The organism is Bradyrhizobium liaoningense, assembly GCF_018130955.1.
GTDB classification, from domain to species: domain Bacteria; phylum Pseudomonadota; class Alphaproteobacteria; order Rhizobiales; family Xanthobacteraceae; genus Bradyrhizobium; species Bradyrhizobium liaoningense_C.
Genome location: NZ_JAFCJM010000015.1, coordinates 74,705 through 99,551 on the forward strand (window position 1 = coordinate 74,705; position 24,847 = coordinate 99,551).

Below are 24,847 nucleotides of genomic sequence, written 5' to 3' on the forward strand. Positions count from 1 at the left end.
CGTTTCTTTGCCCTTTGTTTTACAGGGCGCGTCAAAAAAGGATCAAAAAGAAAGGGGCTCCAACTTGCGCTGGAGCCCCTCAACGGTCGGGGCATTGCCGGGTATGTGCCCAAACCGTAGGTCTGGATGCGATCTCCCTGAAGAGATCGCATCCGGGAGGAGAGAGTTACATGTTGTAGGCGCGCTCGGTGTGCTCGGTGATGTCGAGACCTTCACGCTCGGTCTCAGCGTTGGCACGCAGGCCAACGATCACGTCGACGACCTTGTAGAGGATCGCCGAACCGACGCCCGACCACACCAGCGTGGTGCCGACGCCCCAGATCTGGGAGGTCATCTGCGCCACGAGGTCGTAATCGGCGACCTTCGGCGGGATCGCGGTGTAGTCGATGATGCCAGCTCCACCCAGCGCCGGGTTGACGAGGATGCCGGTGCCGAGAGCACCGACGATGCCGCCGACGCAGTGCACGCCGAACACGTCGAGCGAGTCATCGTAGCCGAGCGCGTTCTTCACCACGGTGCAGAAGAACAGGCAGACGATGCCGACGACGAGGCCGAGAACGATCGCACCCATCGGACCGGCGTAGCCGGCCGCAGGCGTCACCGCCACGAGGCCCGCGACCGCGCCCGAGAGCGCGCCGAGCACCGAGGGATGACCCTTCACGATCCACTCCGCGAACATCCACGACAGCGCGGCGGCCGCGGTGGCGACGAAGGAGTTGGTCATGGCGAGCGCTGCGCCGCCATTGGCTTCGAGGTTGGAGCCGGCGTTGAAGCCGAACCAACCGACCCAGAGCAGCGAGGCGCCGATCATGGTCATGGTCAGCGAGTGCGGGGCCATCAGCTCCTTGCCGTAGCCGATGCGCTTGCCGATCAGCAGGGCGCCGACCAGGCCGGCGATACCGGCGTTGATGTGCACCACGGTGCCGCCTGCGAAGTCGATCGCGCCCTTCTTGAAGATCCAGCCGGCGTCGGCGTTGATCTCGTCGAGCTTGGCCTGGGCCGCGGTCTTCGCCGCCGCGTCACCCGCAGCAGCCAGCGCCTTGGCAGCGTCCTGGATCGCGTCCGGACCCGGCCAGTACCAGACCATGTGCGCGATCGGGAAGTAGATCAGCGTGACCCAGAGCGGGATGAACAGCGCAACCGCCGAGAACTTCATGCGCTCGGCAAAAGCGCCGACGATCAGCGCGGGCGTGATCGCCGCGAAGGTCATCTGGAAGCAGACATAGACCAGCTCCGAGATGTTGGCGTCGACCGAGAAGGTCGCGACCTTCGAGTCCGTCGTGATTCCCATCATGAAGGCCTTGGAGAAGCCGCCGATGAAGTCGGAACCGCCGGTGAAGGCGAGGCTGTAGCCGTAGAGAGCCCAGAGCACGGTGACGACGCAGACCGTGTAGAACACCTGGGCGAGAACCGAGAGCATGTTCTTGGAGCGGACGAGGCCGCCGTAGAACAGCGCGAGGCCGGGGATGGTCATCAACAGCACGAGCACTGTCGATGTCAGCATCCAGGCGTTGTCTCCCTTGTTGACCGTTGGCTCGGCGTAGGCTGCGGTCGCAGCGAACATGCCGACTGCGAGGGCTGCCAGTCCCGCGCCGTAGGGACGCTTAAACGTCATTGCATTTCTCCTGATTGAATTGGGTTGAGCGCGAAATCAAAGCGCCGCGGCATCGGCCTCGCCGGTGCGGATGCGAACCGCATGGTCGAGGTTGATGACGAAGATCTTGCCGTCGCCGATCTGGCCGGTCTTGGCTGCGGACGTGATCGCGTCGATGGTCTTGTCGACCTGGTCGGAGGCGACCGCGACTTCGATCTTGATCTTGGGCAGGAAGCTCACGGCGTATTCGGCACCGCGATAAATTTCCGTATGGCCCTTCTGCCGGCCATATCCCTTGACTTCCGTCACCGTGAGTCCGTGAACGCCAATGGCGGTCAGGGCGTCACGGACTTCTTCCAGCTTGAATGGCTTGATAATCGCCATAACAATTTTCATGGGTCCTATCCCCGCTTGGGCCCGGTCCGGACGTGGCCGGGCGTTTCTCGACTGGTTCGCCACGAGGGAGAAAGTTTCACTACGCGGGCACAGCCGGGCCCATAGAATCAAATGCCGTGCCAGATCGAAGGGCTTGCCTAACGGATTATGAAAACGGGACTTTTTGGGCTTAGCGGGTACCGCAATGGCGTGCGCTATTACGTCGCGCTCAAAACCTAGCCATGCCTGCCCAAAACGCAGGCATGACAATGTCCCGACACATTGTTGCTCACGCGTCGGGCAAAGAAGCGGTGTCTAATTACTGATCGCTGCCTACTGCAGCGCCTCGCCGTGCTGGGAGATGTCGAGCCCCTCGAGCTCGTGCTCCTTCGAGACGCGCAACGGCACGAACAGGCCGACCAGCTTGAGCAGGACGAAGGTCGCCCCGCCCGACCAGACGAAGGTCACCGCGATCCCGTAAAGCTGGATCAGGACCTGCTGCGGATGGTTTTCGAACAGCCCGGCCGTCCCGCCGATGGCTGATGTCGCGAAGATGCCGGCGAACAGGGTCCCGGTCAGTCCGCCGATACCGTGGACGCCGAACACGTCGAGCGAATCGTCATAGTTGAAGCGCTGCTTCAGCCAGGTGCAGGCCCAGTAGCAGACCACGCCTGCGACGATGCCGATGACGATGCCGTGCCAGGGCGCGACGAAGCCCGAGGCCGGGGTGATCGTGCCGAGACCCGCGACCGCGCCGGAGATCATGCCGAGCACCGAGGGTTTGCGCCGCGTCGACCATTCGATCGCGCCCCAGGTCAGGGCGCCGGCACAGGCCGCGAGATGGGTGGCGATGATTGCCATCACCGCGCGCGAATTCGCAGCGTACGCCGAACCACCGTTGAAGCCGAACCAGCCGACCCACAGCAGGCCGGTGCCCATCACGGCGAGAGACAGATCGAACGGCGAGAGATTCTCGCTGCCATAGCCGTGACGGCGTCCCATCACTTTTGCGGCGACGAGACCGCCAGTGCCGGCGGAGAGATGCACGACGAGACCGCCGGCGAAATCGAGCACGCCCATGCTGCCGAGGAAGCCACCGCCCCACACCCAATGCGCCAAGGGGATGTAGACGAAGATGAACCAGCCGATCGAGAACAGGAGATACGCGGAGAAGCGCATGCGGTCGGCGACCGAGCCCGCCACCAGCGCCACCGTGATGATCGCAAACGTCATCTGGTAGAGCATGAACAGCGCTTCCGGAATCGTCTTGGCGCCGGGATGGACGCTGTCCATCGTCATGCCTGCGAGAAACCAGCGATCGAGCGTACCAAGCCACGGACCGTCGCCGACGAAGGCGAGCGAATAGCCGAACGCGACCCAGAGAATGGAAATCATCGTCACCGCGGCGAGGCTCTGCGCCATCGTCGCGAGCACGTTCTTCTTGCGCACCATGCCCGAATAGAACAGCGCGAGTCCCGGAATCGTCATCATCAGCACCAGGGCGGTGGCGACGATCATCCAGGCGGTGTCGGCGGTGTTGATGTCGGTGGCTGCAGCGTGCGCCTGCGTCTCGAATGAGGTCGCAAATAATGCGATCGGCGCAGCCATAATGGCTGCGCGGCGCAATAATCCCGGCATGTCGTTTCCCCCAGCTTGTTATTGGGGCCGCACAGGTTGCTCGGTGCGGCCCAAGAAAAAGTCGAAGCAAAAAGTCAGAGCGCGTCGCTGTCGGTTTCGCCGGTGCGGATGCGCAGCGCGTGGTCGATCGGCGTGACGAAGATTTTCCCGTCGCCGATCTGCCCCGTGCGCGCGGTCGAGGTGATCACGCTGACGGCTTTCTCGGCGACGTCGGAGGCGACCGCGATCTCGATCCGCAGCTTGGGCAGGAAGTTCACGACATATTCGGCGCCGCGATAGATCTCGGTATGGCCCTTCTGGCGGCCGTACCCCTTCACCTCGGTCACGGTCATGCCGTGGACGCCGATCGACGTCAGCGCCTGGCGGACCTCATCGAGCTTGAAGGGTTTGATGATCGCGACGACGAGTTTCATGGTCTGGCCTATTCCCCGGGCTTCGCCACGCAGCGGATCGGTGGCGCTGCGTCAATTTGGCATCTTTCTAGGCAAATGGCATAAAAAAGTTGCAGAATGAAGGGGGAAAACTCGGGGGCGACACACCCGCGCCTCTGTACAGTGCATGGGGTTGTTTTCCAAAATTTTCGATTGTGGTCAGAGCGGGTGAACCTCCCTGTCCCAATCGGTACAAAAGTAAGTCAGGAAGGGGGGCGTCTATGGCGAGTTGGTTCTACGCATCCGAGGGCAAGCAGCAGGGGCCCTATCAGGAAGCGCAATTCCGCGAATTGATCGCACAGGGCGTGGTGCGGGCCGATACGCTGGTCTGGTCCGAGGGCATGGCCGGCTGGCAAAAGGCGGCCGAAATCCCCGGCCTGATGGCAAGCGCCGGTGGGCCGCCGGTGGTTCCGCAGATGGGCGGCGTTACCACCCGCGGCAGTGGCGGCGGTGGCGGAAGCGGCCCGCTTTCAACTGACGTCAGCGTGTTCGGCCTGCTTGGCCGCAGCATCGTGTTCGTCATCGGCATGCTGCTCGTCATTCCCGCGCCGTGGGTCGCCTGCTGGTTCTACCAATGGATGTCGTCGCACATCCAGGTGCCGGGCCGGCCGAACTTGGGCTTCGCGGGCCAGCCCATGGACATCTGGTACGTGCTGATGGGAACGGCGCTGTTGAGCTACGCCGGCGCCAGCGGCAGCTCGCTCGTGCAACTGGTCGCGACCGTCCTCCAGGCCTTCTTGAACTGGATGGTCATCCGGTGGATCGCCGCCAACCTCACGTCGAACGGCGAGCGTCTGCCGATCTCGTTCAAGGGCAGCGCGATCGGCTATATCGGCTGGTATGTCCTGATGCTGATCTCCGCCATCACCATCATCGGCTGGGCCTGGGTGATCGCGTTCTGGATGCGCTGGATGTGCAGCAACATCGACGGCACGCGGCGTGAAGTCACGTTCAACGGCTCGGGCCTGCAGATCCTGTGGCGCACGCTGGTGTTCGTGATTGCCTGCAGCTTCATCATCCCGATCCCGTGGGTGCTGCGCTGGTACACGAACTGGTACGTGTCGCAATTCGCGGTCGTCGAACGCGGTGCGATGGCTCAGGCCTAGTTTTACTTGCGCTGGCGCACGGAACCTTCCTGCGCCACCGACGCCACCAGCGTGCCGTCGGGCTTGAAGATCAGGCCGCGGGTCAACCCGCGGCCGCCTTGCGCGCTCGGCGAATCCTGCGCGTAGAGCAGCCATTCGTCGGCGCGGAACGACCGGTGAAACCACATCGCATGGTCGAGGCTCGCTGGCATCATGCGCTTGTCGAACAGCGTGCGTCCGTAGCGCGCCATCACCGCATCGAGCAGCGAAAAATCCGACGCATAGGCGAGCGCGCACATGTGCAGCGCCGGATCGTCCGGCAGGGTCGCTGCGGTCTTGATCCAGACATTGATGCGGCCGTCCTCGATCTTCTGGCCAAAATAGCGGCCGAGTTCGACCGGGCGCAGCTCGATCGGACGATCGGATTCGTAATAGCGGCGGATGAATTCCGGCATTTCGCGGAACATCGGCTGCTTGGCCACCTCTTCGGCCGTAAGCTTATCCGGTGGCGGCACATCGGGCATCTTGTCCTGATGATCGAACGCGGTCTCCTCCTCGGCATGGAACGACACCATGATCGAGAAGATCGCGTTGCCGTGCTGGATCGCGGTGACGCGGCGCGTCGAATAGCTCTTGCCGTCGCGCAGCCGCTCGACCTGGTAGATGATCGGAACCTGCGGATCGCCCGGCAGGATGAAATAGCAATGCAACGAATGCGGCAGCCGTCCCTCGACGGTGCGGCAGGCCGCGACCATTGCCTGTCCGATCACCTGGCCGCCAAAAACCCGCTGCCAGCTCGTCTTCGGGCTGTTGCCGCGGAAAAGATTTACCTCGAGCTGCTCGATGTCGAGGATGGCGATGAGGTCGATCAGGCTTTTGGACATTCGCTGGCGCTTTCGCGTTGTCGTCATTCCGGGGCGCGCGTCAGCGCGAACCCGGAATCCAGAAGTTGTTGCGCGAGATTCCGGGTTCGCCTCTTCGAGGCGCCCCGGAATGACGGTTGCGGGCCGATCGGCCCTTGTTTCACCTCACTGTTTCGCCCAGCTATAACCTGCTAGCAAGACCAAGAATTGACCGGGATTTCGGGTATGTCAGTACAGGGTAGCATTGTCATTGGCGGCGGCGCGTTTGCCGGGCTGGCGCTGGCGCTGGCGCTGCGCCAGGGCTTGGGGCCTGAAATTCCCGTTGTTGTCGCCGATCCGGCGCTCGCCATGCGGCCGAGCCGCGATCCGCGTGCCACCGCCATCGTCGCCGCCTGCCGCCGCCTGTTCGAGGCGATCGGCGCCTGGGACGACGTCAAGGGCGAGGCGCAGCCGATCCTCGACATGGTCGTCACGGATTCCAAGCTGGAAGACGCGACGCGCCCCACCTTCCTGACCTTCGCCGGCGATGTCGCGCCGGGCGAGCCTTTTGCGCATATGGTCGAGAACCGGCGGCTGATCGACGCGCTTGTTGCGCGCACGGAAGCCGCCGGCGTCGATCTCAGGGCGACGGCCGTGACGTCTTATGACGCGCGCCCCGACGGCATCGACGTGACGCTCGGCGACGGCAGCACCATTGCTGCGAGCCTCCTGATTGCAGCCGATGGCGCGAAATCAAAGCTGCGCGAGCGCGCCGGCATCGCTACCCATGGCTGGGACTACGATCAGTCCGGCATCGTCGTCACCGTCGGCCATGAGCGCGATCATGAGGGCCGCGCCGAAGAGCATTTTCTTCCCGCCGGTCCGTTCGCGATCCTGCCGCTCACGGGAAAGCGCTCGTCGCTGGTGTGGACCGAACGATGCGCGGAAGCCGAGCGCATCATCGCACTGAGCGAGGAGGAATTTCACAGCGAGCTCGAGCAGCGTTTTGGCCTGCATCTCGGCGAGGTGAAGGCGCTGGACAAGCCGCGCGCGTTTCCGCTGTCCTATTTCGTCGCGCGCTCCTTCATCGCGGAGCGTCTCGCGCTGGTCGGCGACGCCGCGCATGTCATTCATCCGATCGCGGGTCAGGGCCTCAACATGGGGCTGAAGGACGTCGCTGCGCTGGCCGAGGTCGTGGTCGATGCCGCGCGGCTCGGCATCGACATCGGTCAGGCCGACGTGCTCGAGCGCTATCAGCGCTGGCGCCGTTTCGACACCATGTCGATGGGGCTTGCAACCAACACGCTGAACTTCCTGTTCTCCAACAAGTCGACCCTTCTGCGCACCGTGCGCGACATCGGCCTCGGCCTCGTCGATCGCGCCCCGCCGCTGAAGAACCTCTTCATCCGCGAGGCCGCAGGTCTCACCGGCGACGTGCCAAAACTGTTGAAGGGCGAGGCGCTGTAAGGCTCGCGGCACTCGCACCTCGTCGTCACGGCCTGCGCCGGGACGACAGCGAGCAATTGGCGCCGCTAGACCCTCAATCGATCTTCCGCGCCTCTTCCGGCAGCATGATGGGGATGCCGTCGCGGATCGGATAGGCGAGCTTGGCCGAACGCGAGATCAGCTCTTGCCTCGCGGAATCGAACTCCAGCGGTCCCTTGGTCAGCGGGCACACCAGGATCTCCAGAAGCTTGGGATCGACGGTGTTTTCGGGGCGTTCGGTGGGCGTGTTCATCACATCAAATCTCGGGTTCGCGGCTTGCTCTAGCACATCCGTTCGCGCGGCGTAACATGGCTAGCGCGCGACGATCCGCAAGAGTTCGTCGAGCACGTCTTGCTGCCGCTCCGGCGAAAGTTGCTGGTCCGACAGCGCGAAGCCGAAGAAGGCCCAGAACAGGATTTGCGCGCGGGCGCGGGCGATCTCCTCGGCAAGGCCGGCCTGCTTCAGGAGCTCCTCGATATAGTCGAGCCGGCGCCGGTCCATCGCCACGACCGCGGCACGTGCCCGCGGATCGTTCGCGGCCCAGCTTCGCACCGCCTTCTCCAGCAACAGCTTGCGGCCGAAGGTCAGCCGCAGCAACACAGCAAGCGGGTCTTCGCCGCTGTCCTGGTTTTTGGCAGTCTCGACCCCGGCGATGATCTGCTCGGTGGCGACCTCGCGCCAGCGGTCGAGGATCGCGGCGTGAAAGGCGCCGATATCGGCAAAGTGCCAGTAGAAACTGCCGCGCGACACGCCCATCGCCTTGGCCAAAGGCTCGGCCTTCAACGCCGTGAAGCCGCTTCTCGCCAGTATCTTCAGGCCGAGATCGACCCAGTCCTTCGCCGAGAGCTGATCGGCCATGGTTCCCCGCCTCGTGAAATCCAACCATACACTAGTGTATTGACAGGCGCCAGTGCACGAGCCTATAACCATACAGTGCTGTATGGTCAGCGCCGTATGGTTTTCGGAGGTTCGAATGCGCGATCTTCTGTTGCAGGCTGCGGGTGTCATCGCCATTCTCATCAGCCTTGCCCACGCCGTGCTCGGCGAGACCAAAGTATTTGCCCGCGCCACGATCGAGCCTCCGCGGCTGCGCACCCTCATCCGTCTGGTCTGGCAGGCCGGCACCGTGGCGTGGATTGCCGGCGGCGTGCTGTTGATCGCGGTGCCCTGGATGGGATCGGATGCGGCGCGGCATTGGATCGTCGGAACGCTGGCGGTGGTGTTCGGCTTCGCCGCCCTTGCGAATGCGCTGGCGACGCGCACGGTGCATCTCGGCTGGATCGGGATGAGTGCCGTCGTGGCGCTTTCGGTCGCCGCCTATTAGCGGTGCCGCTGCGATGGAGGTGCACGCCCCTTCCGAGGCCGGCTTCGACCGGCGCTATCTCGCAGCCATCAATGCCTGGGCCAATTTCAACGTCTGGGCCGGGTTCGAGGTGACGATGGCTGCGGACGGCGACGCCGAAATCCGCATGAACTGGAACGACAGTTTTGCCCAATATTCCGGATATCTCCATGCCGGCATGATCGCGGCCCTGCTCGATACCGCCTGCGGATTCGCCGCGGCCACCATGGTCGGTTCGGTGACCGCCTCGCACTTTTCGATGAACTGCCTGCGGCCGGCGGTTGGCGATCGCTTCGTTGCCCGGGGAACCACGGTGCGCGCCGGGCGTAAGCAGATATTCGCCAGGGCCGAGCTCTTCGCCGCAAACCGGCAGGGCGAATTGTCGCTCGTCGCAACCGGCGAAACCGTGCTCGTTCCCGTAAGCGCGGACGAGCAAAATCGTTGAGGGCCAAAACATGCCGCTGATACTCGTCACGGGGGGCACAGGCCATCTTGGTCAAGACATCGTCAAACGGCTCGTGCGCGAAGGACATCGCGTGCGCGTCTTTGCCCGCGCGCCGCGAGCCGATACCGAGGTCGAATGGGCGATCGGCGATCTCGCCACCGGCGCAGGTCTCCGCGAAGCGCTGCACGGCGTCGACACCATCATCAACGCCGCCACCTATTCGCCGATCGCGCGCCGTGGCGGTGTCCGGCCCTCGGACTTTTTCGCCTCGCCCTCCGCGGTCGATGTGGAAGGAACCGGGCGGCTGTTGTCCCTGTGCCGCGAGGCTTCGGTGCAGCACTTCCTCCATGTGTCGATCGTCGGGCTCGACGAGGCCACGCTGCCATATGCGCGGGTCAAGCTCGCGGGCGAGCAACTGGTCCGCAGCTCGGCGCTGCCCTGGTCCGTCGTCCGCGCGATGCCGTTCTACTATCTGCTCGACAAACTGCTCGCAGGACTGAGCTGGCTTCCGGTGTGGCCGGTGCCGACGACGCTGTTCAATCCGGTCGACACGTCAGATGTCGCCGACCACGTCGTGCAATGCGCCTTCGACGGCGGCCGCGGCGACCGCGCCGAGATCGGCGGGCCGGATGATCTCGGCTGCACCGAGTTCGCGCGCCAGTATCTCGAGGCTCGCGGCATGCACCGGAAGATCCTGCCGATGTCCCTGTCAGAGCAAAGGGCGCGCGGCATGGGTTTTGTCGTCAGCCGCGGTGTGCGCGGACAATTGTCATGGGCGGATTGGCTGCGCGGTCAGTATCCGGCCTCGCGCGCTGCGGCTTAGCCAGAACGTTTTCCAGCGAAGTGGACACTGGTTCGGGTCCAGAAAACGCGTCAGAACAAGGAGACGACCGCTATTGCAGCGGCGGATCGCCGCTGGTGCGCTTCTTGGCGAGATCCATCTCCGTGACGGCGATCAGGATTTCCGCGCGCGTCTTGAGGTCGGGCGCTTCCAGCATGGCCTGCTTTTCCGCCGGGCCATAGGGCGACATCATCGCGAGCGCATTGACGAGGGCTTCATTGGGTGCGCTCTCGACGCCTTCCCAATCGACCTTGAGGTTGTTGGCCTTCAGGAACTCCGCGAGCGCGACGAGAAGCGCGTCGCGGTTGACCTCGTCCTCGCCCTTGCGCGCGGTAAAATCGTCGGTGAAGGCGAAGAAATCCACCTTGCACTGCCGGTAGGCCGTGAGCACTTCGAGCTCCTGAATCACCTTGAAGCGCGCGACGCCGGTCAGTTCGAGGATGTAGCGACCGTCGCCGGATTCGGCGAGCTGGGTGATGCGCCCGACGCAGCCGACCTGGAACAGCGACGGCTTGTCCGTGTTTTTCGGCGAATGCGCGATGTCCGGCTGAATCATGCCGATCAGCCGATGGCCGTCGCGGAAGGAATCGTCGACCATGGCGAGGTAGCGCGGCTCAAAGATGTTGAGCGGCATTTGGCCGCGCGGCAGCAGCAGCGCACCCGGCAACGGAAACACCGGAATGATCTCCGGAAGATCGGCGGGCCCGCGATATTCGATGTTGATCGGCATCTGGAGCCCCGTCCCGGTGATCTTGTTCAGCATACCGCCTGTCTAGAGCATGATCCGGAAAAGTGCGCAGCTCCCGAAGAGGTCATGCTCAAACAAAAACCTTAGGCGCGAAGACCGCGCCTAGGAAAACAGGATGGTCGACAGCTTCTTGCGTCCTTCGACGGTTGCATCATCCGTGCCGCCCCAGGCTTCGAAGAACTGGATGAGCTGCTTGCGCGCGCCGTCATCGTTCCATTTGCGGTCGCGCTTGACGATCGCCAGCAACTGCTCGGTTGCCGCCGCCCGGTTACCCTGCGCGTTGAGCGCGGTCGCGAGGTCGAACCGTGCCTGATGATCGAGCGGATTTGCGGCGACTTTCTGTTCCAGCTCGGCGACCGGCCCGAGCGACTGCGCCTGCTCGGCGAGATCGATCGAGGCCTGCACGGCCTTCACGGCGGCGTCGTTGCGCTTGGATTCCGGCACCATGGCCAGCGTCTGCTTGGCCTGCTCCATCGCGCCCGAGACGACGTAGCATTTTGCCAGTCCCGCAAGCGCGGCGATGTTGGTCGAATCGACCTGGAGCGCCTCGGCATAGATCTGCGCTGCCGCCGCGGCATCGCCTTCGGCGAGCACGGCCTCGGCCTCCTGGATGATCTCGGCGACATTGACCTCGCCGGGCGCGGTGACGCCCTTGGTCAGCCGCTCGATGAAGGCATTCACCTGGCTCTCCGGCACCGCGCCCATGAAACCGTCGGCGGGCTGGCCGTTGACGAAGGCGATCACGGCGGGAATCGACTGAATGCCCATCTGGCCGGGGATCGCCGGATGCTGGTCGATGTTCATCTTGACCAGCTTGACCTTGCCCTTGGCGGCCTTGACCGCCTTTTCCAGCACGGGGGTGAGTTGCTTGCAGGGACCGCACCACTCCGCCCAGAAGTCGATCAGCACCGGCTGGCGCTTCGATTCCTCGATGACGTCCTTCACGAAGGTCTGGGTGGTCGTGTCCTTGATCAGATCGGCCGCAGCCTGGCCCGCGGCCCCGTTACCCTGGTCAATGATCGTCACGGGTCCCTCGTCTTATCCAAATGAACTGGGCGGTCTTTAGCACGCCGCCAAGGCGGATGCTGCCGTACCGGCACCTAAATTGGGCCGGGATGGCCGATTTTCAATGTGCCGGAACCGATTCGGGTGCTTCCAGGCCAATTTGGCCCCGTTTTCTTTGGTTTGAGGCCATATGGGGTCATCGAATGCGATTCTATGCCGCCGGTAGCTGTTGCATTCACCGGCGGCTTTTGGCATACGACAGCCGTTGCCGGCGCGTCATGCGACCGACACAGGACGCGGGTGTAGCTCAGTGGTAGAGCACGACCTTGCCAAGGTCGGGGTCGAGGGTTCGAGCCCCTTCGCCCGCTCCAATTTTCCCCCAAGCGCCTGGCCTGACTGAGACGGATCTTCCGTCGGTCTTGCCGTCGCCTGAGGAACGTATGCTGGAAGTGCAATGACAATCCTGGTCACCGGCAGCGCGGGCCATCTCGGGGAAGCGATCCTCCGGACGCTGCGGGCCCGCGGCACGCCCGCGCGCGGGATTGATCTGAAGCCTTCGCCGTTCACCAATGCGGTCGGTTCGATCGTCGATGCGGATTTCCTCCGTACGCTGATGAAGGACGTTTCCGCCGTCCTGCACACCGCGACGCTGCACAAGCCGCATGTCGCAACGCATTCCATGCAGGACTTCATCGACACCAACGTCACCGGCACGCTCAACCTGCTCGAGGCGGCCGCGGCCGCCGGTGTGAAAAGCTTTGTGTTCACGAGCACGACGAGTGCGTTCGGCTCGCAGCTGAGGCCGGATGCGGCCGAGGCAGCGGTCTGGGTCACCGAGGATTTGCCGTCGGTGCCGAAGAACATCTACGGCACCTCAAAGCTGATGGCGGAGAGTCTGTGCGAGCTGTTCTTTCGCGAGCGGCGTCTGCCCGTCGTCGTGCTCCGGACGTCGCGCTTCTTCCCGGAGGACGATGACGATCCGGTCGCGCGCGCGACCTATGCGCTGGAGAATGCACAGGCGAACGAGCTCCTGTATCGCCGCCTGGACATCGCGGACGCCGTGAGCGCGCATCTGGTGGCAACTGATAGGGCGCCAGAGATCGGCTTCGCACGCTACGTCGTGTCGGCGACGAGCCCCTTCACGCAACGACATGTCGCTGCCCTGCGCCGCGATGCGGCCGGCGTGGTGCGGGAGCTCTATCCGGACTGCGAACAACTCTACGCGACGCGCGGCTGGTGTCTCTTGCCGGAGATCGACCGCGTCTACGTCAATGATCGCGCGCGTCGCGAGCTGGGCTGGCAACCCCGGTTCGACTTTGCCCATGTTCTGGACAGCCTTCGCACGGAGCGGGATTTCCGCAGCGCGCTGGCGCGCGAAGTCGGCGCGAAGGGATATCACGATACGATCTTTGAGGATGGGCCTTACCCTGTCGGCCCGTAAGCGACGGCGCAATTTCGCGGCTGCTGCGCCATGCGGGGAAAATCTGGCAATCTCAGTCCTTTCGGGAGGAACGAGAAGCGCCACCTGAAGTTTTCGCTAGTGGCGGGGACGAAAGGGATCCTTACCGCATGGCGCTCCCTGGGAAGCGCATCTGCATCGGGCTTGTGATTGCCCTGATCGGGAGTTCGGCGTCAGGCGCCGAGATGAAGCCGGACGCCATCAACTCCGCTCAACCATCTTCAAAAGCTCTGTCGAACGAGAAAGCGAGCCCATTGGGCATTCGTCTTCAGGTGCTCCTGGATCGCGCAAACTTCTCGCCGGGCGAGATCGACGGCAAATTCGGTGAGAACGCCAAGAAGGCGCTGCGGGCCTATGCTGAGGCGCAACAATTGCCGAGCGGCGATACCGTGACCGATGAGGTCTGGAAGAGGCTGGTCGCGGACGATCGGTCCGTACTCGCCGACTATGCGATCACCGACAAAGATGTTTCGGGACCCTTCCTGAAAAAGCTGCCCTCCAGGATGGAGGACATGAAGGACATTCCCAAGCTGGGCTTCACCAGCGCGCGGGAAGCGCTCGCTGAAAAATTCCACATGAGCGAACAACTTCTCTCAGTCCTCAACCCTGCCCAGCATTTTGATCGCGCAGGAGACAAGATCATCGTGGTCGATACGAATGGCGGACAAGCTGCTTCTTCCGCCAAGGCCGAAAGGATCGAGGTCGACAAGGGCCGGCAAACCGTGAGGCTCTTCGACAAGACGGATGCCCTGCTCGGCTTTTATCCCGCGACGGTCGGAAGTGAGGAAAAGCCTTCGCCCTCCGGCACGCTGAAGGTGACCGAAGTCAATCGTAACCCGACCTATCGCTACAATCCCGACTATCATTTCAAGGGTGTCCACGCGCGCAGGCCCTTCAAGATCAGGCCCGGCCCGAACAACCCGGTCGGCACAATATGGATCAACCTCTCGGCCGACGGGTACGGCATCCATGGCACGCCGTCTCCGGGTAAGGTGTCGAAGGGGGAGTCGCACGGTTGTGTCCGATTGACGAACTGGGATGCCGAACGAGTCGCAGAACGCGTGGCCAAGGGTACGCAGGTCGCTTTCGTCGAAAGGAGCGATCGTCCTGCCAACAAGTCATTCACCGAGCGGCAGCCAAGCGTCCGCGGGGCCGATACTGCCCAAGATACGAGCAAGGATGCGAGACGGAGTCGCGCGCGTTAGCACCGGCCGAATATTGCGCCGCAACCCAGGCCGACGACACAGCTCGGCCCGGAAAGCTACTTCACCATTTTGATTTCAGTCTCAATTTTCTTTGAGCGCGGGCGCGCGCCGTGCGCACTGCGCTTCTCACCGCCTGCAGTTGTGCTAACCTTTTTATGTCTGCCGTTCTGACAGACTCCGAACTTCGTCTCTCGAACAGTCAAAACAAATAACGGCGCAGCCCATGTGGCTGGCCTAGGGGAGTGACGCGATGAAATCGGTATTCTTTCAATCCGTGTTTCGATCTGTCTTGGCGCTAGCCGCGGTTGCCCTTCTTGCGGGGACAAGCGCCGGCAATGCGCAACAGGACAAGAACCGGACGCTCAAGAAATACGAATCCGGCACCAAGGAATTCTGGACCCATCCGCCGGATGACTGGTTCCTCGGCGACGAGACCGAGGCCCAGAAGGGCCTCGCGCCGCCGTCGGGCCCGCCGACCGGCGCGTCCGAGGCGGAACTCGCCGCCATGATTAAGAAGATCAAGCTGCCGCCCGGCTTCAAGATCGAGGTCTGGGCGCCCGGCGTGCTGGCCGCGCGGCAGATGGCCTGGGGTGACAAGGGCACGCTGTTCGTCGGCTCGTTCGGCCTCGGCAACGTCTATGCGATCAAGGACAATGGCGGCAAGCGTGAGGTCAAGACGGTCCTCAAGGGCCTGAACATGCCGACCGGTCTCGCCTTCAAGGACGGCGCGCTCTACGTCATCGCGGTCGACAAGCTGATCCGCTATGACGACGCCGAAGCCAAGCTCGACAATCTCGGCCAGGGCAAGGTCGTCTATGACGACATGCCGTCCTATGCCGCGCACGGCTGGAAGTACATCGCGGTGGACAAGGACGGCTGGTTCTACCTGCCGTTCGGACCGCCATTCAATATCGGTATTCCCCCGACCAGCGTCTCGCAAATCCGGCGCGTCGATCCCAAGACCGGCAACGCCGAAATCTATGCGCTTGGCGTCCGCAACTCGGTCGGCGGCGACGTCGATCCGCGCACCGGCAAGCTCTGGTTCACGGAAAATGCCCGCGACTGGATCAGCGACGATCTGCCGAGCGACAAGCTCAACATGATCAGCAAGATCGGCGAGCACTTTGGTTATCCGTATTGCCACCAGGGCAATCTGCCTGACGACAAGTTCGCCATGGGCCACAAGTGCTCGGAGTTCACGCCGCCCGTGCTGAATCTCGGGGCCCATGTCGCTCCGCTCGGCATGAAGTTCTATACCGGCGACCAATTCCCAGCCGAGTACAAGAACAACATCCTGATCGCCGAGCACGGCTCCTGGAACCGGCACAAGTACCAGGGCGCGCGCATCATGCGCGTGATCGCCGGGCCCGACGGCAAGAACGCCAAGCAGGAAGTGTTCGCTTCCGGCTGGCTCGAGGGCGACCAGGCTTATCTCGGCCGTCCCAACGACATCATCCTCGCCAAGGATGGCTCCATCCTCGTCGCCGACGACTGGGCCGGCGCGATCTATCGCATCAGCTACAGCAAGAAGTAGCGCGTGACGAAAGGGGGGCTGCGGTGGCCCGAAAGGCGGCCGCAGCCTCTTTTGCGTGATGCGACAGGCGGTAACGGGAACGCATGCGTCGTGCCCGGACTTGATCCGGGCATCCATCCCAATGAACAACCTCTACAAAACGCGATGGATTGCCGGGCTATCCCCGGCAATGACAGTCGGAGAGAACAGCAATGCGCGTTGCCTGGGTCGCAATTTTGTCGGCAGGTCTTCTGTTCCCGCCGCTTGCGCACGCGGCCGATGCTGCTGCGGCGAAGGAAAAGGCCGTGGTCTGCTCCGGTTGTCATGGTGACAACGGGATCTCGCAGACCGAGAACATTCCGTCGCTTGCGGGACAGCCGGATCAGTTCATCCAGTGGCAGCTCGTGTTCTTTCGCGCCGGCTCGCGCAAGAACGAGCAGATGCAGCCTATCGCGGAAGAGATCACCAACGAGGACATCCGCAATCTCGGCGCCTACTTTTCGCAGATGACGCCGCCTAAGGGAGCGGAAGACGGGGATCCCGACCTCTCGAAAAAGGGCGCACAGGTCGCCGTCGGCCGCCGCTGCGCCTCATGCCATACGGATAGCTATGCCGGCACCAAGGCAGTCGCGCGGCTTGCGGGCCAGCGCGAGGAATATCTGGTGAAGGCGCTGCACGATTACAAAGCCGGCCAGCGCGTCGGCGGCGGCGTCGCTGCGATGGCTGATGTCGCCTATCACATGAGCGATGAGGAGATCACCGCCGTGGCGCATTATCTTGCGCATTTGAAGTAGCGGTAAATCTAGCAATAATCCCTTCGCCGGGACGACAGCGAGTGTGTGGCTTCCTAACCCGCTCGCTGCTTCTCATACGCCTTGAGATGCGTATAGGCGATGCGCAGTTTTGGCACGGGTACCTTGGCGGCATCCGCACGCGCGATGAGGTCGCCGATGACGTGATCGGCCTCCACCGGCAGGCCGGCCTTGATGTCGCGGAACATCGAGGCCGTCATCGGCGAGCCTTCGGCCGTGATCATGCCCTTGACGCGCTCGAAGAACGGCCCGCCCGGCGCATAGCCCGACGCGGTGGCCGTCGCGCTGGTCTCATCGAGCATGCCGAGCAAGAAGTCCTTGCCGCCGGGCACGGCGAGGATGTTGCCGACGGAGGTGCGCATCAGGCTGGTGGACGCCGCGAGCGACGACAAAAACACCCACTTCTCCCACATGTCCTGCAGGATGTTCTGGCTGGCGCCGGCGCCCGCGATGCCGCTCTTGAAGGTCTCGTCGATCGCCTTCACGCGGTCCGACAGTTTGCCGTCGCGCTCGCCGTAATTGATCGACTGCATCGGCTGGAGCTGCACCACCTCGCGCCGCTCGTTCAGCGTCGCGGCGATGGCGCAAAGCCCGCCCAGCACGCGGTCGGCGCCGAATGTCTGGTCGAGCACGTCGAGATGCCGCATGCCGTTGAGCAGCGGGATGATCGCGGTCGAGGGGCCGACGGCCGGCGCGAACGACTTGATGGCGTCGTCGAGATCGAACGCCTTGCAGCTCAGCAGCACGACGTCGAATTTTTCGTTGAGCTTGTCGGCCTGCACCGCCGGCGGGTTCTTCAGGGTCGCGTCGCCGTTCGGACTCTTGATGACGAGGCCCGCGCTCGCAAGCTCCTGGGCTCGCCGCGGCCGCACCAGGAAGGTGACGTCCCGGCCGGCCTGTAACAGCCTGCCGCCAAAATAGCCGCCAATGGCGCCGGCACCGACCACGAGGATACGCATGGGATGGTCCCTTTTGTTGCTCTTGTTTGTTCTTCGTCGTCCTGGCGAAGTCCAGGACCCATTACCCCAATTGCTGGTTGTCGGACAAGTTTGATCCCAGCTTATCGCACCAATGACCTCTGTGATTATGGGGCCTGGCTTTCGCCAGCACGACTTCGGAAGGGTGCTCTTCTTGTCGGTGACGAGGGAATCAATTTCCCATCACCATCTCCTCGACCTCGCGCAACTGCTCCTTGCCAAAAAACATCTCACTTCCGACGAAGAAGGTCGGCGAGCCAAACGCGCCACGGGCGACGGCGTCTTCGGTGTTCCTGATCAAGGTAGCCTTGACCTCGGGCTCCTGCGCGCGGGCAAACAGCTTTTGGGCATCGAGGCCCGAGGAGGCGAGCGCCGTCATCGCGACTTCCGGGTCGTCCATCTTCTTCGGCTCGCGCCACATATGGTGGAAGGCAGCCTCGACATATTTTTCGAACACGCCTTCGCGCTGCGCGGCGATCGCCGCGCGCATCAGGTTCAGCGTGTTGACGGGAAAGAAGGGATTCCACACATAGGGCTGGACGTGGAAGCGTTTGAGAAAGCGCTCGGTCTCGACGGCGTGGAATTCGCGCTTGTTCTTGATGCCCGCGAGTGTCTCGGCCGGCGACTTGTTGTTGGTCGCCTTGAAGATGCCGCCGAGCAGGATCGGCACGTAGTCGAACTTCATGCCGGTCCGCGTCTCGATGGCCGGGATCGCCTCGTGGCTGAGATAGGCATTGGGGCTGCCGAAATCGAACAGGAATTGTGGGGCCGCGCACGTCAATGTCACCTCCCTGAAATCATCTTCATCACATTGTCGCGCAGGGCCGAGCGGAGGTCCACCGTTTAATGATGGTCGTAATACCTAGTATGGCGACGCCTGATCAGATCAGGCGCCGGATCGCGCGTTTCCGCCACACCAGCAGGTAATAGCCCATCTGCAGAAGGAGCATGGCGGAGAACGTGATCGGATAGGCCGCCCAGATGCCTGCGATGCCGATGCTGCGGCTGAGCAGGATCGCCGAGGGCACTTCGATCGCCGAGATCGCGAAGGCCGAGATCAGCAGCGGGAGCCAGACCGTGCCGCCGGCGCGCATCGCACCGGAAAACACCGTCGCCATGCCGAACAGGACCATGCTCCACAACACGATGTGCAGCAGGTCCTGTGCGAGGACGAGGACGGCCGGATCGGTGATGAAGGCGCCGATCACGGAACGGGAGAACAAATATCCGAGCACGACCAGCCCGCCGGTCAGGAGCACATTCATCTCCAGACCGGTGCGCACGATCGCGCCGATCTGTGTCGCCTCATTGCGGCCGATCGCCTGTGCGCCAAGGATAGACACCGAAATCGCGATCGACAAAGCCGGAAACTGCACGCAGGAGATCACCTGGTTGACGGCGCCATAGGCGGCGGTCGCCTCGGAGCCGAAGCCGTTGACGAGGCCGAGCAGTACCAGCTCGGCCACCGACATCACGACCATGCCGATCGCGGTCGGCACGCCCAGTCGCAGGATCGTCGGCAGCAGCGCCAGATCGGGCCGCATCGCGCTCAGCAGGGAGACGGTCGGCGCCAGGATGTGGTTGCGGCGGCGAAGATGCAGCGCGAGCCACACCAGCGTGAGGAAGCTTGAGACGACGGATCCCCAGGCGGCGCTGACCAGCCCGAGCCGCGGCAGTCCGAGCCAGCCCAGAATTAGGGCCGGTGTCGTCACGAGGCCGATGGCGGCGGAGATCGCCAGCGCCACGAGCGGTGTCACCGGGTCGCCGGCGCCGCGCAGCATCGCGGTCATCAGCATGAAGGTGAAGATGAGCGGCATCGCCATCATCATGATACGGGAATAGGAAGTGGCCGCCGCGACGATCCCGGCGGGCGTTCCCAGCGCGATCACGAGCTCTCGCGCAAAGACGCCGCCGACGATCGCGATCACCGTGGCGAGCAGCAGCCCGATGGACAGCGTCGTTCCCGCGACGGCGCGCACCTGGTCGATCCGTCCGGCGCCAAAAGCCTGGCCGATCAGCACGGTCGCGCCCATGCTCAATCCCATGATGAAGGCGAGGAAGAAGAACATCACGGGGAAGAACACCGAGACGGCGGCGAGCGCGTCGACCCCGATCATCTGGCCGAGATAGACGTTGTTGATGGTGCCGAACAACGTTTGCAGAATGTTGCTCAGCATCATCGGTGCAAGGAAGGTAGCAAAAGTCTTTCGAAGCGATGGGGTCGGCATGGCTGGTCCTTGTCGTTGGGGCATGCGAGGCCGTTGCCGCGCGGAACGCGCGCGGCTTGAGCCGTCGATCGTTGAGAGGGTCGTTCTCGCCTAGGCGCGGTCGCTGGTGGCGAGCTTGACGACGTGGTCGCGGATGTCGGTTGGCCAGTCCGCGATCAGTCCGACGAAGCGTCGCCGGTCATCCGCGAACAGAGCGCGCGAGGCTTCCTCGAAATTTGCGAGATTGCCCGCCATGGTCGACATGAAGTGGTAGGCCGCATCGCGCGCCTGCCGCTCGCGGTCCTTGTCGCCGCTTAAACGTCGCGCGTCGTCGACGAGCTTGCGCAGCGCCACCGACGCGCCGCCGGGCTGGGCGTTGAGCCACTCCCAGTGCCGCGGCAGCAGCGTCACCTCGCGCGCGACAACGCCGAGCTTTGGCCGGCCGCGTCCGCGCGGTTCGGTTGGCGGCTTGGTTGCTTCGGCGGAGGGTGGCGGCGCCAGCTTCGCCAGCCGCGCCGTCACCTCGCGCTCGTCGCCGCGCAGGTCGAAATCAATCGGGCGACCCGTCGCATCCGTGAAGATGATGATCGGATCGCCGCCACGGGCCTGCGTCCGCTTTACGGCGAGTGCGACCTCGGTCATCGGTCCGGACGCCAGGCGCCGCTGGCCGGCGAAGGCGGTGAAAGTGTCGGTCATTGGAATCATTGCCAATTTGATCAGCGTGGCGATTTTATACCCGGATGAAATACATCCGTCAATATGCCCGGGTAAAATTCAAGCGACCGGCGGCTCGACATTCCGCCGCCGGGCTGGCACGAACGCGAGCCAATCGACCACGCGATCGGGGATCAAAGCGATGCTGACCGTTCACCACCTCAACAACTCGCGCTCGCAGCGCGTGCTGTGGCTGCTCGAAGAGCTGGGTGTGCCCTACGAGATCGTGCGCTATCAGCGCCAGCCGGACATGCGCGCGCCAAAAGAGCTGCGCGCCATCCATCCGCTCGGCAAGTCGCCCGTCATCACCGACAACGGCAACACCGTCGCCGAATCTGGCGCGATCATCGACTACATCGTCAGCACCTACGGCCAGGGTCGCCTCGTCCCGCCGGCGAACACGCCGGAGCGGCTGCGCTACACCTATTGGCTGCACTATGCGGAAGGCTCCGCGATGCAGCCGCTGCTCTTGAAGCTGCTGTTCACGCTGATGCCGAAGCGCGCACCGGCGCTGTTGCGTCCGCTCGTGCGCAAGGTCTCGAACACGGCGCTGACCACGCTGGTCAATCCGCAGCTCAAGCAGCACATGGATTATTGGGAAGGCGAGCTCGGCAAGAGCGAATGGTTCGCCGGCAACGAATTCACCGCGGCCGACATCCAGATGAGCTTTCCGCTGGAAGCCGCCCAGTCCCGTGGCGGGCTGGAGCAGGGCCATCCCAAGGCAATGGCGTTCCTCGAGCGCATCCACGCGCGTCCCGCCTATCAACGCGCGCTACAGAAGGGCGGGCCGTACGAGCTGGCGCGCTAATCGCTTTCTGTCGTCATTCCGGGGCGATGCGTAGCATCGGACCCGGAATCTCGAGATCCCGGGTCTGGTCCTTCGGACCATCCCGGAATGACGATCTTAGTTGGTCGCCGCGATCACCTCCCGGATAAGCCGGGCCACGCCGCGGATGTCTCCGGTCGGATCGACGGAATCGCCGAGGCGCACGACGACCATGCGCTGCGAGGGGATGATGAAGATGCGCTGGCCGAGATCGCCGGAGGCGAAGAAGGCATCGCGCGGAATGCCCGCCTGCACGCGGCCTTTTGCGTGCGGGTGCTCGCTGCGATTGGTCCAGAAGCCGGCCGCATAATCCGTGTCGAGCGTCGCCGCCGCGCAAAAATCCACCCAGTCCTCGTGCAAAATGCGCTTTCCGCCGACCACGCCGTCATTGAGATAGAGCAGGCCGAAGCGCGCCCAGTCGCGCGCGCTCGCGAGCATATAGGTCGTGCCTTGAATGGTGCCGGCGCCGTCGAGCTCCAGCGTGACATGACGCATTCCGAGCGGGTTGAACAATTCGCGCCAGGCGAAAGCGAGGCTTCGCTCGGGCCCACCGGTGCCGTCGCGGACGATGCGCGCCAAAATCTGCGTGCTGCCGCTCGAATAATGCCAGCGTTTGCCGACCGGCGCGATCAGGCTGGCCTGCACCGCGAAGCCTGCCATGTCGTCGGGCAGGTACATCATCCGGCTCGACGGATCGAAGCCGCTATTGGTCTCGTCGAGGTCAAGTCCCGCCGTCATCCGCATGAGATGCCCGACCTCGATCTCGCGACGCGGATCGGATGGGTTGCGCCATTCGGGCACGGGCGCAGGCACTGAAGGGCTCAGAATATCCTGCTGCGTCATGATTCCGAGCAGCGCGTTGATGACGGATTTGGTCATGGAGAAGCCGAGCAGCGGCGTGTCGACGCCGATGCCTGGTGCATAGCGTTCGGCGATCACACGGCCGTCGCGCACCACGACGATCGCCTTGGTGCGCCGGAACGGCGGGCTGGCCGGTTCCTCGAAAGCATGATCGAGCGCCGCCTTCAGTGCGGGCTCGGCGGGCGCGACGACGGCATCGCCTGCGATCTCGGGCAGCAGCGGCGGCGCCTTCGGCGTCTTCGCCGCCACGAGGTCGATCTTCGGCAGATAGGGCGTTCTCGTGCCATGGTGCAGCACGCAACCAAAGCCGTCGCGAAAGATCGCGTGGCTGCGGAAGCGGCCGAGCACGGTGACGTCGGCGGTCTTCGCCGCGCGATCGAGATCGAGCCGCATCAGCGGGCTCAGCCGGCTTATGCCTTCGCGCTCGGTCGTCTCCCCGAACACGATCTGCGGGTCGAGGCCGGAAACGAACGTCTTGCTGCAAACGTTGTGCGCGACGAAGCCGGTTGCCACGCGAAGTGCGTCGTCCGGGCGATAGACGACGCCGAGCGCGCCGCCGGCAAGCAGCGCCAGCACGATGAGCGCGGCCGAGATTCGCAGGAAAAGTCTCATGGAGGCTCGTTTTGACGCCGGAGCCTGCGTCGATATCACGACGAAGCTGCGCTCAAAAGTCCGGTACTGGCAGGCTCCTATTGCCCCGCCGCTTCCGCGCCACGGGTGCGGGGATCGGGCGCGCCGAGCGGACCGTTCGGCGTTACCGCGATCGAATTGGCCGATGTCTGGCCCATCGGCTCGACGACGAGATGGCCCATTGCCTTCAGCTCGGACAGCACGTCGTCGGGAAACCCCTTCTCGACGCGCACTTCGTCGGGCAGCCATTGGTGATGCAGGCGTGGTGCGGCGACCGCTGCCGCCACGTCCATCTTGTAATCGAGCACGTTGACGATCACCTGGAGCACGCTCGAGATGATGCGGCTGCCGCCGGGCGAGCCCGTGACCAGCACCGGCTTGCCATCCCTGAGCACGATGGTCGGCGACATCGAGGACAGCGGCCGTTTGCCGGGGCCGGGCAAATTGGCCTCGTAGCCGACGAGGCCGTAGGCGTTGGACGTGCCGACCGCGGCGGTGAAATCATCGAGCTCGTTGTTGAGCAGCACACCGGTGCCCTCGGCAACGAGGCCAACGCCGTAGCTGAAGTTGAGCGTGTAGGTGTTGCTCACCGCATTGCCGCGGCCGTCGACGATGGAGTAATGCGTGGTGTTGCTGCCTTCGCGGAGCGGCGCCGCGGCCGCGACGATCTCGCGCGCCGGCGTGGCGCTATCGACCTTGATGCCGTCGCGCAGCCTGCCCGCATAGTCCTTCGCGATCAGGGTCTGGATCGGCGCCTTGACGTAAGCGGGATCGCCGAGATAGCGGGCGCGGTCCGCATAGGCACGTTTCATCGCCTCGATCAACAGGTGCAGCGACGGCGCCGAGCCCTGCTTCAGGTCGGAGAGTGGAAAGCCTTCCAGAATGTTGAGCGTCTCCACCAGCACCACGCCGCCGGACGACGGCTGCGGCATCGAGACGATGTCGTAGCCGCGATAGGTTCCGCGCACGGGTTCGCGGACCACGGCACGGTACGATCTGAGATCGTCCGGCGTCATGATGCCGCCGGCGTCGCTCACGGCCTTGGCGAGCTTTTCCGCGACCGGACCCTCGTAGAATCCGCGTGGCCCTTGCGCGGCAATGGTCATCAGTGTTTCCGCAAGGTCGCTTTGCACCAGACGATCATCCTCGCGGAGCGGCGTGCCGTCCGGCCGCGAGAAGATTTTTGCAGAGGAAGGAAAGCGGGCCAGCCGCCTATGCCAGCTCGGCAAGGTGTCGGCGATGTCATCGCCGATGACAAAGCCGTCGCGCGCCAGCGCGATCGCCGGTTGCAGCAAGTCAGCCAGCGTGAACTGGCCCGAGCCGTATTTCTCCAGCGCCAGCGCCAGTCCGGCAACCGTACCAGGCACACCGATGCCGAGTGCCGAATCGCGCGATTTGGCGATGTCGGGCTTGCCGTCGTCGCCAAGGAAGATGTTTGCCGTGGTCGCGGCCGGTGCGGTCTCGCGATAGTCGATCGCGACGGCTTCCTTGCGCTCCGTCGAGTGGATCACCATGAAGCCGCCGCCGCCGATATTGCCGGCGCGCGGATAGGTGACGGCCATGGCAAAGCCGGTGGCGACGGCAGCATCCACGGCGTTGCCGCCCCGCCGCAGGATATCGGCGCCTACCTGGGCCGATATCTTCTCCTGCGCCACCACCATGCCATGTTCGGCACTGACGGCGTGGACCGAGTCGAGCGAAGGGGGTACATAGACGCGCCGCTCTTGCGCGGTGGTGGGCAGGACTCCCGCAAGCAGAATCGCGATCGTCGCGAGGAATATCCGCCGTGTTGTATAAGACGATATCATCAC

The 24,847-nt window shown here is 63.8% G+C and carries 25 protein-coding genes and 1 tRNA gene; 11 read left to right on the forward strand and 15 right to left on the reverse strand.

From position 1 onward, the window contains the following. Nucleotides 1-166 precede the first annotated feature (166 nt). From JQ632_RS15240 to JQ632_RS15255, 4 genes are all read right to left on the reverse strand, one after another. Complete coding sequence (locus tag JQ632_RS15240) at nucleotides 167-1,615, reverse strand: ammonium transporter (RefSeq protein WP_212403309.1); 1,449 nt, start codon at nucleotides 1,613-1,615, stop codon at nucleotides 167-169. Between the two features lie 36 nt (nucleotides 1,616-1,651). Further along, nucleotides 1,652-1,990, reverse strand: a complete 339-nt coding sequence (locus tag JQ632_RS15245; RefSeq protein ID WP_008142813.1) for a P-II family nitrogen regulator — start codon at nucleotides 1,988-1,990, stop codon at nucleotides 1,652-1,654. 312 nt (nucleotides 1,991-2,302) lie between these two features. Continuing rightward, on the reverse strand, nucleotides 2,303-3,607 hold the full coding sequence (locus JQ632_RS15250; RefSeq protein WP_212403311.1) for an ammonium transporter: 1,305 nt from the start codon (nucleotides 3,605-3,607) through the stop codon (nucleotides 2,303-2,305). Between the two features lie 74 nt (nucleotides 3,608-3,681). Beyond that, nucleotides 3,682-4,020 (reverse strand): P-II family nitrogen regulator, encoded by a 339-nt coding sequence (locus JQ632_RS15255; protein WP_212403312.1) that lies wholly within the window; start codon nucleotides 4,018-4,020, stop codon nucleotides 3,682-3,684. A 239-nt stretch (nucleotides 4,021-4,259) separates the two neighbouring features. Here JQ632_RS15255 and JQ632_RS15260 point away from each other — a divergent pair, with 239 nt between their 5' ends. After that, nucleotides 4,260-5,144 (forward strand): DUF4339 domain-containing protein, encoded by an 885-nt coding sequence (locus JQ632_RS15260; RefSeq protein WP_212403314.1) that lies wholly within the window; start codon nucleotides 4,260-4,262, stop codon nucleotides 5,142-5,144. Between the two features lie 2 nt (nucleotides 5,145-5,146). Here JQ632_RS15260 and tesB read toward each other — a convergent pair whose 3' ends face one another. Continuing rightward, nucleotides 5,147-6,007, reverse strand: a complete 861-nt coding sequence (gene tesB / locus JQ632_RS15265) for an acyl-CoA thioesterase II (RefSeq protein ID WP_212403315.1) — start codon at nucleotides 6,005-6,007, stop codon at nucleotides 5,147-5,149. A 204-nt stretch (nucleotides 6,008-6,211) separates the two neighbouring features. On the opposite strand from tesB, the gene JQ632_RS15270 reads away from it, so the two are divergent. Continuing rightward, nucleotides 6,212-7,432, forward strand: a complete 1,221-nt coding sequence (locus JQ632_RS15270) for a ubiquinone biosynthesis hydroxylase (RefSeq protein WP_212403317.1) — start codon at nucleotides 6,212-6,214, stop codon at nucleotides 7,430-7,432. A 73-nt stretch (nucleotides 7,433-7,505) separates the two neighbouring features. Here JQ632_RS15270 and JQ632_RS15275 read toward each other — a convergent pair whose 3' ends face one another. Continuing rightward, on the reverse strand, nucleotides 7,506-7,703 hold the full coding sequence (locus JQ632_RS15275) for a Trm112 family protein (protein WP_212403319.1): 198 nt from the start codon (nucleotides 7,701-7,703) through the stop codon (nucleotides 7,506-7,508). Nucleotides 7,704-7,763: 60 nt separating this feature from the next. Continuing rightward, complete coding sequence (locus JQ632_RS15280) at nucleotides 7,764-8,309, reverse strand: TetR/AcrR family transcriptional regulator (protein WP_212403321.1); 546 nt, start codon at nucleotides 8,307-8,309, stop codon at nucleotides 7,764-7,766. A 115-nt stretch (nucleotides 8,310-8,424) separates the two neighbouring features. On the opposite strand from JQ632_RS15280, the gene JQ632_RS15285 reads away from it, so the two are divergent. The 3 genes from JQ632_RS15285 to JQ632_RS15295 are packed head-to-tail and all read left to right on the forward strand — an operon-like array spanning nucleotide 8,425 to nucleotide 10,061. Further along, on the forward strand, nucleotides 8,425-8,775 hold the full coding sequence (locus JQ632_RS15285) for a hypothetical protein (RefSeq protein WP_212403323.1): 351 nt from the start codon (nucleotides 8,425-8,427) through the stop codon (nucleotides 8,773-8,775). Between the two features lie 13 nt (nucleotides 8,776-8,788). After that, nucleotides 8,789-9,238 (forward strand): PaaI family thioesterase, encoded by a 450-nt coding sequence (locus tag JQ632_RS15290; RefSeq protein WP_212403325.1) that lies wholly within the window; start codon nucleotides 8,789-8,791, stop codon nucleotides 9,236-9,238. A 10-nt stretch (nucleotides 9,239-9,248) separates the two neighbouring features. Then, on the forward strand, nucleotides 9,249-10,061 hold the full coding sequence (locus JQ632_RS15295) for an SDR family oxidoreductase (RefSeq protein ID WP_212403327.1): 813 nt from the start codon (nucleotides 9,249-9,251) through the stop codon (nucleotides 10,059-10,061). Nucleotides 10,062-10,131: 70 nt separating this feature from the next. Here JQ632_RS15295 and JQ632_RS15300 read toward each other — a convergent pair whose 3' ends face one another. Beyond that, on the reverse strand, nucleotides 10,132-10,809 hold the full coding sequence (locus JQ632_RS15300; protein WP_212403478.1) for an LON peptidase substrate-binding domain-containing protein: 678 nt from the start codon (nucleotides 10,807-10,809) through the stop codon (nucleotides 10,132-10,134). 120 nt (nucleotides 10,810-10,929) lie between these two features. Continuing rightward, nucleotides 10,930-11,853 (reverse strand): thioredoxin, encoded by a 924-nt coding sequence (trxA, locus tag JQ632_RS15305; protein WP_212403330.1) that lies wholly within the window; start codon nucleotides 11,851-11,853, stop codon nucleotides 10,930-10,932. A 275-nt stretch (nucleotides 11,854-12,128) separates the two neighbouring features. Between trxA and JQ632_RS15310 the strand changes: the two genes are divergently transcribed. The 5 genes from JQ632_RS15310 (at nucleotide 12,129) to JQ632_RS15330 (ending at nucleotide 16,803) form a co-directional block, all read left to right on the forward strand. Then, nucleotides 12,129-12,203, forward strand: a tRNA-Gly gene (locus tag JQ632_RS15310). Nucleotides 12,204-12,286: 83 nt separating this feature from the next. Next, nucleotides 12,287-13,273, forward strand: coding sequence for an NAD(P)-dependent oxidoreductase (locus JQ632_RS15315; protein ID WP_212403332.1), 987 nt, complete (start codon nucleotides 12,287-12,289; stop codon nucleotides 13,271-13,273). Nucleotides 13,274-13,476: 203 nt separating this feature from the next. Continuing rightward, on the forward strand, nucleotides 13,477-14,496 hold the full coding sequence (locus tag JQ632_RS15320) for a L,D-transpeptidase family protein (RefSeq protein ID WP_409363486.1): 1,020 nt from the start codon (nucleotides 13,477-13,479) through the stop codon (nucleotides 14,494-14,496). Between the two features lie 250 nt (nucleotides 14,497-14,746). Next, nucleotides 14,747-16,030 carry a sorbosone dehydrogenase family protein gene (locus JQ632_RS15325; protein WP_212403335.1) on the forward strand — a complete coding sequence of 428 codons (1,284 nt, stop codon included), beginning with the start codon at nucleotides 14,747-14,749 and terminating at the stop codon, nucleotides 16,028-16,030. Between the two features lie 191 nt (nucleotides 16,031-16,221). Beyond that, entirely contained in the window at nucleotides 16,222-16,803 is a 582-nt protein-coding gene (locus JQ632_RS15330; RefSeq protein WP_212403337.1) for a c-type cytochrome, read from the forward strand. A gap of 53 nt (nucleotides 16,804-16,856) precedes the next feature. On the opposite strand, the gene panE is transcribed toward JQ632_RS15330, so the two are convergent. From panE to JQ632_RS15350, 4 genes are all read right to left on the reverse strand, one after another. Continuing rightward, a complete protein-coding gene (panE, locus tag JQ632_RS15335; protein ID WP_212403339.1) occupies nucleotides 16,857-17,780 on the reverse strand; it encodes a 2-dehydropantoate 2-reductase in 924 nt (307 codons plus the stop codon). 190 nt (nucleotides 17,781-17,970) lie between these two features. After that, a complete protein-coding gene (locus JQ632_RS15340; protein ID WP_212403342.1) occupies nucleotides 17,971-18,579 on the reverse strand; it encodes a 2-hydroxychromene-2-carboxylate isomerase in 609 nt (202 codons plus the stop codon). Nucleotides 18,580-18,679: 100 nt separating this feature from the next. Then, a complete protein-coding gene (locus JQ632_RS15345; RefSeq protein WP_212403344.1) occupies nucleotides 18,680-20,026 on the reverse strand; it encodes an MATE family efflux transporter in 1,347 nt (448 codons plus the stop codon). A gap of 90 nt (nucleotides 20,027-20,116) precedes the next feature. Then, complete coding sequence (locus tag JQ632_RS15350; protein WP_212403346.1) at nucleotides 20,117-20,701, reverse strand: DUF2239 family protein; 585 nt, start codon at nucleotides 20,699-20,701, stop codon at nucleotides 20,117-20,119. A gap of 160 nt (nucleotides 20,702-20,861) precedes the next feature. Here JQ632_RS15350 and JQ632_RS15355 point away from each other — a divergent pair, with 160 nt between their 5' ends. Further along, nucleotides 20,862-21,527 (forward strand): glutathione S-transferase family protein, encoded by a 666-nt coding sequence (locus JQ632_RS15355; protein WP_212403348.1) that lies wholly within the window; start codon nucleotides 20,862-20,864, stop codon nucleotides 21,525-21,527. A gap of 96 nt (nucleotides 21,528-21,623) precedes the next feature. On the opposite strand, the gene JQ632_RS15360 is transcribed toward JQ632_RS15355, so the two are convergent. Continuing rightward, entirely contained in the window at nucleotides 21,624-23,018 is a 1,395-nt protein-coding gene (locus JQ632_RS15360) for a serine hydrolase (protein ID WP_212403350.1), read from the reverse strand. A 77-nt stretch (nucleotides 23,019-23,095) separates the two neighbouring features. Then, entirely contained in the window at nucleotides 23,096-24,844 is a 1,749-nt protein-coding gene (gene ggt, locus JQ632_RS15365; RefSeq protein WP_212403352.1) for a gamma-glutamyltransferase, read from the reverse strand. Between the last annotated feature and the right edge of the window lie 3 nt (nucleotides 24,845-24,847).

What these genes read in the sequence shown, in the direction of transcription:
- JQ632_RS15240 (WP_212403309.1), bottom strand. Translation starts at nt 1,615, where the DNA reads ATGACGTTTAAGCGTCCCTACGGCGCGGGACTGGCAGCCCTCGCAGTC.
- JQ632_RS15245 (WP_008142813.1), bottom strand. Translation starts at nt 1,990, where the DNA reads ATGAAAATTGTTATGGCGATTATCAAGCCATTCAAGCTGGAAGAAGTC.
- JQ632_RS15250 (WP_212403311.1), bottom strand. Translation starts at nt 3,607, where the DNA reads ATGCCGGGATTATTGCGCCGCGCAGCCATTATGGCTGCGCCGATCGCA.
- JQ632_RS15255 (WP_212403312.1), bottom strand. Translation starts at nt 4,020, where the DNA reads ATGAAACTCGTCGTCGCGATCATCAAACCCTTCAAGCTCGATGAGGTC.
- JQ632_RS15260 (WP_212403314.1), top strand. Translation starts at nt 4,260, where the DNA reads ATGGCGAGTTGGTTCTACGCATCCGAGGGCAAGCAGCAGGGGCCCTAT.
- tesB (WP_212403315.1), bottom strand. Translation starts at nt 6,007, where the DNA reads ATGTCCAAAAGCCTGATCGACCTCATCGCCATCCTCGACATCGAGCAG.
- JQ632_RS15270 (WP_212403317.1), top strand. Translation starts at nt 6,212, where the DNA reads ATGTCAGTACAGGGTAGCATTGTCATTGGCGGCGGCGCGTTTGCCGGG.
- JQ632_RS15275 (WP_212403319.1), bottom strand. Translation starts at nt 7,703, where the DNA reads ATGAACACGCCCACCGAACGCCCCGAAAACACCGTCGATCCCAAGCTT.
- JQ632_RS15280 (WP_212403321.1), bottom strand. Translation starts at nt 8,309, where the DNA reads ATGGCCGATCAGCTCTCGGCGAAGGACTGGGTCGATCTCGGCCTGAAG.
- JQ632_RS15285 (WP_212403323.1), top strand. Translation starts at nt 8,425, where the DNA reads ATGCGCGATCTTCTGTTGCAGGCTGCGGGTGTCATCGCCATTCTCATC.
- JQ632_RS15290 (WP_212403325.1), top strand. Translation starts at nt 8,789, where the DNA reads ATGGAGGTGCACGCCCCTTCCGAGGCCGGCTTCGACCGGCGCTATCTC.
- JQ632_RS15295 (WP_212403327.1), top strand. Translation starts at nt 9,249, where the DNA reads ATGCCGCTGATACTCGTCACGGGGGGCACAGGCCATCTTGGTCAAGAC.
- JQ632_RS15300 (WP_212403478.1), bottom strand. Translation starts at nt 10,809, where the DNA reads ATGCCGATCAACATCGAATATCGCGGGCCCGCCGATCTTCCGGAGATC.
- JQ632_RS15315 (WP_212403332.1), top strand. Translation starts at nt 12,287, where the DNA reads ATGACAATCCTGGTCACCGGCAGCGCGGGCCATCTCGGGGAAGCGATC.
- JQ632_RS15320 (WP_409363486.1), top strand. Translation starts at nt 13,477, where the DNA reads ATGAAGCCGGACGCCATCAACTCCGCTCAACCATCTTCAAAAGCTCTG.
- JQ632_RS15325 (WP_212403335.1), top strand. Translation starts at nt 14,747, where the DNA reads ATGAAATCGGTATTCTTTCAATCCGTGTTTCGATCTGTCTTGGCGCTA.
- JQ632_RS15330 (WP_212403337.1), top strand. Translation starts at nt 16,222, where the DNA reads ATGCGCGTTGCCTGGGTCGCAATTTTGTCGGCAGGTCTTCTGTTCCCG.
- panE (WP_212403339.1), bottom strand. Translation starts at nt 17,780, where the DNA reads ATGCGTATCCTCGTGGTCGGTGCCGGCGCCATTGGCGGCTATTTTGGC.
- JQ632_RS15345 (WP_212403344.1), bottom strand. Translation starts at nt 20,026, where the DNA reads ATGCCGACCCCATCGCTTCGAAAGACTTTTGCTACCTTCCTTGCACCG.
- JQ632_RS15350 (WP_212403346.1), bottom strand. Translation starts at nt 20,701, where the DNA reads ATGACCGACACTTTCACCGCCTTCGCCGGCCAGCGGCGCCTGGCGTCC.
- JQ632_RS15355 (WP_212403348.1), top strand. Translation starts at nt 20,862, where the DNA reads ATGCTGACCGTTCACCACCTCAACAACTCGCGCTCGCAGCGCGTGCTG.
- JQ632_RS15360 (WP_212403350.1), bottom strand. Translation starts at nt 23,018, where the DNA reads ATGAGACTTTTCCTGCGAATCTCGGCCGCGCTCATCGTGCTGGCGCTG.
- ggt (WP_212403352.1), bottom strand. Translation starts at nt 24,844, where the DNA reads ATGATATCGTCTTATACAACACGGCGGATATTCCTCGCGACGATCGCG.